Raw genomic sequence first — 11,457 nt, forward strand, 5'->3', positions numbered from 1 at the left:
ATTGATATTAAGGTTTAAATGCCGAACAGCTTACCCAATCACCAAGGTCTAATACTCAACCAAGGTAACAATCGGCGCATCAGGCAACTTCTGACGCCCCTGTAAATCCCTTAGTTCGATGATAAAACTAAAGCCCACCAGTTCACAGCCAATTTTTTGCACCAGCTTGGCAGTAGCGGCGGCGGTACCTCCGGTGGCGATTAAATCATCGGCAATCAGAATACGACAACCGGAATCAAAGGCATCTTGATGAACTTCTAAGCAATCCATACCATATTCGAGTTCATACTCAATGGTATGCACAGCAGATGGGAGTTTACCCGGTTTACGCACAGGGATAAACCCAGCGCCGAGTTGATAGGCGAGGGGAGGACCAAAAATAAAGCCACGGGATTCGATACCGACAACATAATCTGGCGTGAGTCCCGCCTGTTTACAGGTTTGAGCCAGGAGGTCAACAGTGTAGCGTAGTCCCTCTGGGTGGCGCAGCAGGGGGGTGATATCCCGAAATACGATTCCAGGTTTGGGAAAATCGGGGATATCCCGAATCAGCGACTTTAAATCCATAGGTAGATAAGCTTCTTGAGCAAAGGGTTTAACAATTGAATCAAGGAAGGAGACCGATTGTGAGTTATTGTGCCATGATCGCATCGGAAAGGGTGGGTCAGTGAGTTGCCATTGGCTACCAGCCAAATCGTACACTAGAAGTTCAGAGGTTGAACGATGAGGAGATAAGCTATTCCGGACACTGTCTAGCCAATACCCATAATTCTGGGCGGCGATCCAATCCAGCCACCATTCAATGATGACAATTGCTCAATTTTGGTCAACGGCACAAATGCTGAGATAAAAAAGTCAGGTATTCCACATAATCTCTAATTTAATTGGAAATTATTTCTGTATAGAAGACAAGTTCAACTACAATCGCTACTTAGATTCAGTCAGGAACCCCACAGCTACAAGCTGGGGGCTTGGAATTTAGCCCATACCTGACCAGAAGACCAGAGTAATCTGGTAGCCGTTATGGGGAAGCGTTAAAGTTCCGACCTACGGGTGCGTGCCAGCCTGTAGCTCTCGAAATCCAGCATTAAACAGGTGTACAAGGGTTAAGCCAGTGTGTTGGATAAAGTACCGCCCAATAACCACTTCGAGGCAAACTTTACCCTGGAAACAGGAGATAATCAACTCATGTTTGTTCTAGTTGTAGACAAAAACAGAAAACCTCTCAACCCATGTCATCCGGCACGGGCAAGGAAGTTTCTCAAAGAAGGAAAAGCCGTCGTACTGCGACGCTATCCATTTACCATCATGCTCAAAAATGTGGAGGAGGATTGTGATAATCAACAAGAGTATCGACTCAAGTTAGATCCTGGTAGCAGGACAACGGGTATTTCTATCCTCAAGGACAACACAATAATTTGGGCAGCCGAATTAAATCATCGCGGCTACTCAATTAAACAGTCCCTAGAGTCTCGCCGCGCCCTACGGCGAGGGAGACGGAATCGACATACCCGTTATCGTAAGCCCCGATTCAACAATCGTAATCGCGCCGATGGTTGGCTGGCTCCTAGTCTCCAGCATCGAGTAGACACCACTCTGACATGGGTTAATCGATTGAGACGTTTTTGCCCAATTACCGCCATATCAATGGAGTTGGTTAACTTTGACACTCAACTAATACAAAACCCAGAAATATCTGGCATAGAGTATCAACAGGGTGAACTAGCTGGGTACGAGGTGCGGCAATATCTCTTAACCAAATGGGGGCGGCAATGTGTTTACTGTGGCATTGAAGGTGTCTCCCTGCAGGTCGAACATATTCATCCCAAATCTAAGGGAGGGAGTAACCGAGTTAGCAATCTTACTTTGTCTTGTGTTAAGTGCAATCAGAGAAAGGGAAACAAGCCTATTGAACAATTCCTTTCTCGTAAGCCTGACCTGCTTAAAAAGGTTTTATCGCTAGGAAAGTGTCCCCTCAAGGACGCAGCAGCAGTTAACTCAACCCGATGGACGCTGTATCGGGCTTTGTCTGAAACAGGTCTACCTGTAGAAACCGGAACTGGTGGTAGGACAAAGTTTAACCGAACCCGTCAAGAGTTACCCAAAACTCATTGGCTGGATGCTGCCTGTGTCGGTCAATCAACCCCAGACAAATTACAGGTGTTGATAGATAAGCCGCTAATCATCACTGCTACAGGTCATGGTACTCGGAAGGTGTGTCGCACTGACAAGTACGGCTTTCCTGTACGTTATGTCCCTAGGAGCAAATTTGTTCATGGTTTTCAGACTGGTGATATCGTCAAAGCGATTGTCACTAAAGGCAAAAAGATAGGAACTTACATGGGTCGTATTGCTGTACGAACTACAGGTAGTTTCAACATTGCAACACCCAATGGCTTAGTCCAAGGCATTAGCCACAAATATTGCAGTCGTGTACAAGGGAAGGATGGATACCAATACACTTTCTCTCGGAAGTCCTGTCGGACTGCTGTTTATGTAAGGGGACGAATTCCTCCCCATACATAAATGACAGGGGTTTCCATTCGTTCCCTTACCAACCCCAATTTTCAATGATTCTTTCTGTAAGCGTAATGCCGACAAACAGTCCTGCTGCTCCATCCCATCCCGTCATTTTAGATAATTTACTCGATCCAGATATCTCAGATCGGGGATGTCCGTCACGAACTCGGCAGCAGATTGACCTGATTTTACTTGCCATTGAAGCGCTGGAACTGGGCGGTTCTGAGGCGATGCTGCTGGTAGCCAAACAGCTAGAACTTGAGGACATTATTAACAATCGGGTGGTTCTTTGGCGTCTACGCTGCACTAATCCCTTGCGACGCTCTCACACGCGCCGTCCCCTGAATCTAGAAGAAGCCAAAGCATTAGTGATTATAGCTAGTTATCTGGCTCGCCGGATGACGGTTGTGATCCGACAACTGCTTCTGGCTTACGAACAACTGAATCAAAAGCAGGTTCCCATCGAACAACATTTTCGCTTGTCCTCTTATCTAGAGCGATTCCGGGCGCATTTCCGCAGCCGGATGAACCCACGACGGGCAAAAGTTTCTGTCTACAATACCGATGAAAAGTTAAATGAGCTAGCATTGTCGCTGTTAGCGCAGTTGCTGTTTTGTACAGGAACCTCTGGTATGCAGCGATTTTGGATCAGTTTGTTTGATGGAGAAGTCGGATGAACGATCCGAACCAAAGTTGAGAGCGTCCGTAGCTATAATAGTGGATTCCATAAGGAAAAAACGATGACAATTCGACGCCAGTACAGTTTGCCCAACTGTACGCTGATCCTAGAGGGATTAAGTGATACAAACTCCGCAGGGGGAGATCAGCTCGATGCTCGTCCCCTAATGACGATTCTGGTTAACGCAGAATGCCGTTTTATGGGTCAGCCGCAACCCATTAGCGGCGGACGAGATTTTTTTGAGAGCTTAGTTCAGTCGGTTAGTCGCTATGCTCAAGAATTTTTGAGTCATATCCCTCACCCCCAACTTGATGGCGCTAAACCGCCTTTAGTGCATTTACAATCACTTCCGGATAAAAACTTGCACCGTTTAAGGGTGGGGCAACCTGCAGAGGCACTTTCGGGTGTTCCCTCTGATTCCCATAGCGCATCCGGGACTTCTGCGGGAGGGATAGATGGCAAAAATCCTGTACAGCTTGATTTAACCACGGTACAGCTATTTGATTTAGTTGAGGCGATCGATCAGTTCCTCGCGGATCAGCACACCTTGCCTGATCTGGCTGTACCCTTACAACCGATTTCCCGACGGTATCGCAAAGCTGACAAATCCGTCGCCCAAAGAAGCGCACCTGCTGCGATCGGGGTGACGAGTTTAGCTGTCGCAGCGTTGGCATTGTTCTTGGTTCCTGTTCCAGAAGTGCGTCCGCCCAAGCCAGCCTCTGAGTCGGAGGTTACGGAAACAACCTCCCCAACCCCGGATAGCCCCGATCAGGTGACGCCAACTCCCACCTCAAGTCCCCCTTCGGCGGCTGAACTGGAAAACGAATTAACCTCCAGTCGAGAGATTACCAATCCAACGGAGTTGAGTTATTTGAAGCGTTATCTGTACAGAGAACTTGATCAAAAATGGGATAACCGGGAAGGGTTAAGTCAGAATTTAGAGTATCAGGTTACGGTTGGCGGAGACGGAGATATTTTGGGTTATAAGCCGATTGAGGATACGCCTATTGATAGTGCAGAAAACACGCCTTTACCGGAGTTGAGCTATATTCCGACAGAAGGCGGTACAGCAACTCGCGAAACCTTTGCTTTATTCCGGGTGGTATTTACCCCAGGTGGTGTGTTGCAAATCAGTCCTTGGCAAGGCTATCAGGAAGAACCTGGTTTAGGACCAGAAATCACGGATCGGACGTCACTGAGACGGTTAAATAATCAACTCTACAACACGTTAGACGAACGGTGGGAAGGAACACCGTTATCACGAAGACCATTAAATTACCGAGTGGCTGTCACTGACGATGGCACGATCGCGGACTACGAACCAACCAATCAACCCGCTTGGGATTATGTAGCGGAAACACCGTTGGCAGAATTAGCTGACCCAGAAGCGGCTGGTATTGGCAGTGGGGAAACCGGATTTGTTCCTGACCAACCCTTAGCTCAGTTTCAGGTGGTGTTTAAGCCGAATGGTGTGCTGGAAGTTAGTCCCTTACGGGGATTCTGATGAGATGAGGGAGTTATCAGTTATCAGTGAGCAGTTATCAGTTATCAGGAACAGGGGGAGATGGGGAAGAATTTTCGTTAATTTGTGCAAGTCGTCCCTGTAATGGTTGAAGATATGTCGTAGGGTGGGCATTGCCCACCAGCCTTAAATCAAGTTGGGCGGTTTAAACCGCAGCTACTAAACCCGCCTTCGCGGGTTATAACAATTAGGGTCTGCTGAATAAGTCTTGTAGTGGGTTAGGGAGCAGGGGAAGCCGGGGGAGCCGGGGGAGCAATGATACATTTTCCCTGATAGCGGTGCAAGGGTATGAAAGGGTTTTACCTTATGTTCTTGAAGGTCTCTACGGCTAACGGCTATTACTACACTGATGCTCTAGTCTTATCCCGGTTTTCTGTTCCCTGGTTCTTTTTATTTGTTCTTCCTCTGGCTCCTTTTTTACGATTCTTATCTCCAAAACTATCATGAAGCAACGTATAAAAACAGGGGATAATAAATAGGGTTAATCCCGTTGCTAGTGACAATCCCGAAAATACTACCACACCTAACGGTTGTAAAAACTCTGACCCTTTGCCAATTCCTAATGCTAAAGGAAACAATCCTAAAACTGTGGTAATAGTGGTCATCAAAATGGGTCGTAGACGTTGAGGTGCGGCTTGCAAAATGGCGGTTGTGCGGTCAACCTTTTCCCGGTAATAAATTTGATTGGCAAACTCCACCATCACGATCGCGTTATTCACGACAATCCCTACCAGCAGTACCGCCCCCACTAGAACCGTTGCACCCATGGCGGTTTGGGTGACATAGAGTCCCAAAATTCCCCCAGCTAAGGCGAGGGGTACAGTGAGCATAATCACTAAGGGGTCAATTAGGGAATTATACTGTACCGCCATCACCACAAACACCATAAATGCGGCTAATCCTCCCAGTATCTTCAGGGAATTTTGGAGTTGCTGATTGGTTTCACTCGCAGAACTGGGTAAGATAGAAACCCCCTCCGGTAAATCTAATTCAGCTAATACCGCATTGGTTTCCGCTAACGCCTCACTCAAGGTTGCACCTTCATTCAATGTCCCCGCAATTAAGAACACCTGACGCTGATTAATCCGCTGAATTTCACCCGGCGCTTGTCCTTGATCAATCGCCGCCACATCACCCAATTTTATTTGGCGATTATTAGTCGTAAATAGGGGTAACTCTTTAATCTGAGACACACGCTGAATCGCCGCTTGATCAAGCTGTACCCGCACATCCACTAAGCGATCGCCTCGTTGTAACTGAGTGGATACCGAACCTGCGATCGCGGTTTGGATGGTATCACCAATTTCCTGTGCAGTTAAACCCAATTGGGCGACTCGTTCCCAGTCGGGACGAATCTGAATTTCGGGTTGGCGATCATCTGCATCCGGGCGAAATTGGGCTAAGGTTGCACGTTCATCTAACGCTTTTAAGACTTGACGCCCTGCGGCTTCTAATTGCTGCGTGTTGGTTCCTTGTAAGCCAATATCTAAATCCGCCCCACGAACCGGGGAATTACTTAAAATAATCCCCCGTACTTCACCCGGGCTGAGGCGCAGACGAGTTTGGACTAAATTTAAGGTCTGCAATTCTTGATTGACTCGTCCAATAAATGTCTCGACATTACTATCCGATTTCAGCGCAATTGTACTTGTCCCCCGTAACAGGTTTTCTGAAGTATTTCCCCCAAACAAAAACCCGCCGGATGTGGTAAACGCATACTCAGTTTCTGGCTGCGCCAAGAGAATATCATCCACCGCCATCATCACTTGGCGATTTTGTTCTAGGGTAGTTCCTGGTGGAAATTGGGCAAACATTCGGGCTTGTCCGGTATCAATTCGGGGTAGAATTTCTTGGGGAATTTGACTAGCTAAGGCTAAACTTCCACCGCCCAAAATTAACACAGCCAGGGCGATAACTAAAATACGATACCGCAGCACCCGCCCTAGGAAACGTTGATAACCCAAGGTTGCGGCTTCAAAGCGACGATTAAAAGCTTGCAATAGCCAAAATCGGTTGACGCCACTTGACCAAGGGATTGCCAATAGGCGAGAAGACAGCATGGGTACAACTGTCAACGCCACCACTAACGACGCAGCGACAGCAAAGCTAATGGTTAAAATTAATTCGCTAAACAGGAGGGAGAAAAAGCCACCAATGAGTAAAAAAGGGAGGACAGCGACTAAGTTGGTACTGGTGGACGCAATTAGCGCTGATTCTACCTCTTGGGAACACTGTTCGGCTTGAGAAATGATGGATTGAGACGGGGCGAGTTGAGTTCCGTTATCGGTTTTGTCCGCAACCTTATCGGTTAAATCCGTCCCTACACTTGGATTATCAGATACACCCGCTGCGATCGTTTCTAGCATAACGATCGCGTTATCCACGACAATCCCCACACCTAACGCCAATCCCCCTAAACTAAACACATTTAGGGATAAGCCAAATAATTTCATTAAAATCACAGCGGCTAGGGTGGCGAGAGGAATGGCGATGACAATAATTAAAGTTTGCCGCAATGAACCTAAGAACAATAGCACTGCAAACGCGGCTAATGTTGCTCCCACTAACCCCGCACTGGTTACATTTGCAATAGAATTTTGGATAAAAATAGATTCATCCAACGTCGCGACTAATTCAATATCGTCGGTAATTAAACCGGATTGTCGCAACTGTTCAATGCGTTTTTTGACCCCATTGACAACTTCAATCGTATTCGCATCCGGTTGCTTCTGAATACTAACTTTAACCGCTGGTTCTCCATTCAGAAAGACAAATACTCGTCTATCTTCCGTCCCATCAATTACCTCAGCAAAATCCCGTAGATAGACCCGACGAGACAGATTTGTGGCGTCGGTATCGTCTATTTCAAAGGACAAATTCCGCAGTTCTGCCGCATCCTGAAACCGTCCCATGGTTCGCGTCAAAGGTTCCGACTCTTCCCCGCGTAGTCGTCCCCCCGCCACATCTTGATTCCGTTCATCTAGGGCATCGAGGACATCGGTTAATCCTAATCCTAATCGCTGTAAACGATTCGGATCAATCAACACCCGAACCTCTTCTGTTACCCCGCCAGATACATCCACCGAAGCGACGCCAGGAACCACACTCAGTTCACGGCTAAGTTCTTCATCCGCAAAGACGCGCAAATCTACATCCTTTAAAGATGAAGATTCTAGTGCTAATTCATAAACGGGTAATTGAGACGGATCAAACTTAAATAAACGCGGTTCTTCGATAATTTCGGGTAAATTTGATTGAGCGCGATTATACGCCGCTGTTGCATCATTTAGCGCCTGGTCAATATCACCGCCGGGTCGAAAAAACAGGTCTAAACTAATTCGTCCTTCACGAGTTTGGGAGAAGACTTGGACAACGCCCTCCGTCGCACTTAATCCTTGTTCCAAAGGTTTGGTAATTTCCTCAACCGCTACCTCTGGCGAGATACCGGGCGCTCCTAAACGTAAGCCAATCCGGGGATAGGTAATCGAGGGTAATAAATCGACCTGAATCTGGAGAATAAAGAATATCCCCAGCACAATAACGGCTAGGGTTAAGACTAGGGTACCGATATGGCGGCGAATCGCGATCGCACTAATACTGAGTTTGTCATTTGTCATTTGTCAAAACACTGATTTCACAGATTTATTTGATAGGTTGGGGTGGAGAGGTGAGAGGGAAATGACACTGATTTCACTCAGAGGTTGGTTTTCTTTCATTTGTCAAAACACTGATTTCACGGATTTTTTTTAGAGGTTGGGATAGGGAGGTGAGAGGGTAAGCTGTCATGCATTTAAATTGGGTATTAGTAGCGAGCAAGATGCAAAGCCTGCGGCATGGCTTCGCTAAACGCACTACAAGGATTGCGCCATTATTGATATTAAGGTTTAAATGCCAAACAGCTTAGTGGTTTCGCGAATCGTCATCAGAATTCCCTCTCCAAAATTTCCCCGTGCTAGTCTTTGACCATTATAGGAGTAGCAACCGTGATTCTGGAGGCGTCAAGCAGCAGCCGTCGGTCAGAATTGGAGGACTTATGGCAGGATTTCAAGGAAATGGGCGAGAGGTTGCCTAGGGTCATCCTATGCCCCTACTGCTACAATCAAAGCAATCTTGAACAATCTTGGTTGTCAGGAACCCCACGCCTAAAGGCGGGGGCTTGAATCAAGCCCATACCTGACCAGCCTAAGTTCTTAGCGAACTACGTTAACGGCAAGTGCCAAACGTCCTACCTTGGGGTGCGTGCCAGCCCTGAGCTGCTAGAATCTCAGCATATTGTAGAAGTTCTCTTGCCTGGTACAAGTGCTAAGGATAGAGGGAAAAAATTCACTTACTATCTGACAATTCCCAGTTTGCAAGAGTATATCTTGATTGACTCGGAAACAATCTCTGTCGAACGTTACTCTCGCGGAGAGGGAAGAATGTGGCTTTACTATCCTTATCAGGAGGGAGATACTATCACTCTATCCAGCATTGAATTTGAATTTCCGATTGAATTGCTCTATGAAGGTATCGTCTCGGAAATAGACGAATAAACGCACACCTGATGGACTCTGCTATCTCTTGCAACAGGAGTAGTAACTGTGACGGTTCAGCTATCTAAGCCTGACTTCCACCGACTAACCAGTATCGTTCAAAATTTAGCCGACTTTGCCAATTTACACGAATTCTATTCAAGATATGAGGCATAATCGGTTTGTTACAATCAAGTTAATTCCTATCCTCACATTACCGCTAATGCAAATTATCCTAGAAGTCCCCGATCGCCTGGGTGAAAAACTGCAACAATTGGGCGATCGCCTCCCAGAAGCCCTTGATCGCGCCATTGAGGAACTTACCCGCCCAGAAACCATCTGCTACCAAGACGAACTCCAGATCGTTGAACTGCTTGCCAGTCAACCCAGTCCAGAAGTTATCCTTGCCATCCGTCCCACGCCTGCTTTACAAACCCGCATGAGCGAACTGCTCGATCGCAATAAATCGGGTACACTCTCGCGATCGGAAGAAGCCGAACTTGATCGATACTTGCTTCTAGAGCATTGGGTGCGTTTAGCAAAAGCTCATGCTTACAAACACTTACAAACAGCAGCATGAGTTATGTATCAGCAACTCTGCGTCGGCTAGTGACTCAACGCGCCGGAGAGCAATGCGAGTATTGCCGATTTCCCCAAACAGCTTCACTTTTCGCCTTTGAAATGGAACATATCATTGCTGAAAAACATGATGGCATCACTGAAGCTGAAAACCTAGCTTTATCTTGTCCTTACTGCAACCGCTTCAAAGGAACTGACCTCGGTTCACTCGACCCTGAGACACAGCAGCTAACTCCCTTTTTTAATCCCCGTCTTCAGGAATGGTCAGACCACTTCCGGCTGGACGGAGGAACTATCATCCCATTAACTCCAGAAGGGCGCGTAACTGCTAAAATTCTACAATTTAACCTCCCAGAACGTATCCTCGAACGAGAGCAACTCATTACCAGCGGAGAATATCCACCACCTCACCCACAAACGACAGATCAATAAGCTATCTCTCCTCAATCTTGTTCCAAGCCAAAAAGAAACGAAACCTAATTCTAGAATTAGTTTGTTGGGTTTCTAGAAGCGATCGCACTCACAGATGTCCCAGCAAGCAAGCTATAGTTGGCTTATGGGAACGCAGGGTAAAAGGTTAATTTGACGGTGAAATTAGACCCGAACACCATCAATGAATTAGTCGAACTTCTCCAACCCTTCATGGAAGATGAGCGCAGCCGCCACTCTTGGTTAATCCTAGCGCTGGGTAATGATGCATCGGTGTTACAGCGCATCACTTGGAATGGTGCTGTGACGACATTCATCCCGGAGATGGTGGAAAAGCTAGCGGACTATGGCGAAATTGCACCGGGTAAACAAGCACTTTGGGCATTGTTGGAGTGTGTGCGATCGCATTCTGGTCTTGATACACAACAACGTATTGATAAACTGCTTCCTCGGATTGATTTAGGATGGCATTCTGAGCGAGTAGCGGATACGTCTAGTATTGATGCTCTTGTGGAAAACGTGCGATCGCGTCTCCATGATGACATCCAAACAATAGGGGTCTATAGGTCGGCACATTTTCCCATGGTGAAATAGTACCTAACTTTCGCGATCGCGTCAAGCCCTGATTCTTTTTCTTTCGCGGCGATTATCCTTTTGATGGGCAATGTTCACCTGAATATCTGAAGGGGTTCATCTGTGCAGAAAGGAGATGAATACCGAGGATTTTGGTGGGTTACGGTGGATAGTGAATTCAAGGATTGGTTGGGTCAATTGATTACCACCTAACCCACCCTACAGGTTTCGGTGAATAGGGGTCTATAGGTCGGCACATTTTCCCATGATGAAATAGTACCTAATTTTCGCGATCGCGTCAACCCCTGATTCTTTTTCTTTCGGAGCGATTATCCTTTTTATGGGCAATGTTCATCTGAATATCCTTTGCGGTTCATCTGTGAACAAAGGAGATGAAGACAGGGGATTTTGGTGGGTTACGGTGGATAGTGAATTAAAGGATTGGTTGGGTCAATTGATTACCACCTAACCCACTCTACAGGTTTCGGTGAATAGGGGTCTATAGGTCGGCACATTTTCCCATGATGAAATAGTACCTAATTTTCGCGATCGCGTCAAGCCCTGATTCTTTTTCTTTCGGGGCGATTATCCTTTTTATGGGCAATCTTCACCTGAATATCGGTCTGATTGAGTATTTTTCATAT

At 46.8% G+C, this 11,457-nt stretch carries 8 protein-coding genes and 1 pseudogene; 7 read left to right on the forward strand and 2 right to left on the reverse strand.

Annotated elements, in window-relative coordinates; translation table 11 throughout:
- Positions 1-48: 48 nt before the first annotated feature.
- Complete coding sequence (locus RH949_RS13475; RefSeq protein ID WP_044209416.1) at positions 49-567, reverse strand: adenine phosphoribosyltransferase; 519 nt, start codon at positions 565-567, stop codon at positions 49-51.
- A 621-nt stretch (positions 568-1,188) separates the two neighbouring features.
- On the opposite strand from RH949_RS13475, the gene iscB reads away from it, so the two are divergent.
- The 3 genes from iscB (at position 1,189) to RH949_RS13490 (ending at position 4,703) form a co-directional block, all read left to right on the forward strand.
- Positions 1,189-2,526: an RNA-guided endonuclease IscB gene (gene iscB / locus RH949_RS13480; RefSeq protein ID WP_044209413.1), complete on the forward strand. Its 1,338-nt coding sequence runs from the start codon at positions 1,189-1,191 to the stop codon at positions 2,524-2,526.
- 44 nt (positions 2,527-2,570) lie between these two features.
- The gene (locus RH949_RS13485) at positions 2,571-3,197 is read left to right on the forward strand and encodes a DUF3038 domain-containing protein (protein ID WP_446353748.1); all 627 of its coding nucleotides are present in this window, start codon (positions 2,571-2,573) and stop codon (positions 3,195-3,197) included.
- Positions 3,198-3,260: 63 nt separating this feature from the next.
- Positions 3,261-4,703, forward strand: a complete 1,443-nt coding sequence (locus tag RH949_RS13490) for a DUF4335 domain-containing protein (protein WP_446353750.1) — start codon at positions 3,261-3,263, stop codon at positions 4,701-4,703.
- A 359-nt stretch (positions 4,704-5,062) separates the two neighbouring features.
- Here RH949_RS13490 and RH949_RS13495 read toward each other — a convergent pair whose 3' ends face one another.
- The gene (locus RH949_RS13495; protein WP_446353752.1) at positions 5,063-8,338 is read right to left on the reverse strand and encodes an efflux RND transporter permease subunit; all 3,276 of its coding nucleotides are present in this window, start codon (positions 8,336-8,338) and stop codon (positions 5,063-5,065) included.
- Positions 8,339-8,992: 654 nt separating this feature from the next.
- Here RH949_RS13495 and RH949_RS13500 point away from each other — a divergent pair.
- From RH949_RS13500 to RH949_RS13515, 4 genes and pseudogenes are all read left to right on the forward strand, one after another.
- Positions 8,993-9,253, forward strand: a pseudogene (locus tag RH949_RS13500) (Uma2 family endonuclease); the annotation flags it as partial.
- Between the two features lie 145 nt (positions 9,254-9,398).
- Positions 9,399-9,812: a hypothetical protein gene (locus tag RH949_RS13505; RefSeq protein WP_446353754.1), complete on the forward strand. Its 414-nt coding sequence runs from the start codon at positions 9,399-9,401 to the stop codon at positions 9,810-9,812.
- Entirely contained in the window at positions 9,809-10,243 is a 435-nt protein-coding gene (locus RH949_RS13510) for an HNH endonuclease (RefSeq protein ID WP_006103709.1), read from the forward strand. Before RH949_RS13505 ends, RH949_RS13510 begins: the two co-directional genes overlap by 4 nt.
- Positions 10,244-10,399: 156 nt before the next feature.
- Positions 10,400-10,834, forward strand: a complete 435-nt coding sequence (locus tag RH949_RS13515) for a hypothetical protein (protein ID WP_446353757.1) — start codon at positions 10,400-10,402, stop codon at positions 10,832-10,834.
- The last annotated feature ends 623 nt before the right edge of the window (positions 10,835-11,457 follow it).

This window comes from Coleofasciculus sp. A1-SPW-01 (assembly GCF_040217205.1).
Lineage (GTDB): Bacteria > Cyanobacteriota > Cyanobacteriia > Cyanobacteriales > Coleofasciculaceae > Coleofasciculus > Coleofasciculus chthonoplastes_A.

Excerpts from the sequence above, each read along its gene's own strand:
- RH949_RS13495 (WP_446353752.1), bottom strand. The coding sequence starts at position 8,338 with ATGACAAATGACAAACTCAGTATTAGTGCGATCGCGATTCGCCGCCAT.
- RH949_RS13490 (WP_446353750.1), top strand. The coding sequence starts at position 3,261 with ATGACAATTCGACGCCAGTACAGTTTGCCCAACTGTACGCTGATCCTA.
- RH949_RS13510 (WP_006103709.1), top strand. The coding sequence starts at position 9,809 with ATGAGTTATGTATCAGCAACTCTGCGTCGGCTAGTGACTCAACGCGCC.
- iscB (WP_044209413.1), top strand. The coding sequence starts at position 1,189 with ATGTTTGTTCTAGTTGTAGACAAAAACAGAAAACCTCTCAACCCATGT.
- RH949_RS13475 (WP_044209416.1), bottom strand. The coding sequence starts at position 567 with ATGGATTTAAAGTCGCTGATTCGGGATATCCCCGATTTTCCCAAACCT.
- RH949_RS13505 (WP_446353754.1), top strand. The coding sequence starts at position 9,399 with ATGAGGCATAATCGGTTTGTTACAATCAAGTTAATTCCTATCCTCACA.
- RH949_RS13485 (WP_446353748.1), top strand. The coding sequence starts at position 2,571 with ATGATTCTTTCTGTAAGCGTAATGCCGACAAACAGTCCTGCTGCTCCA.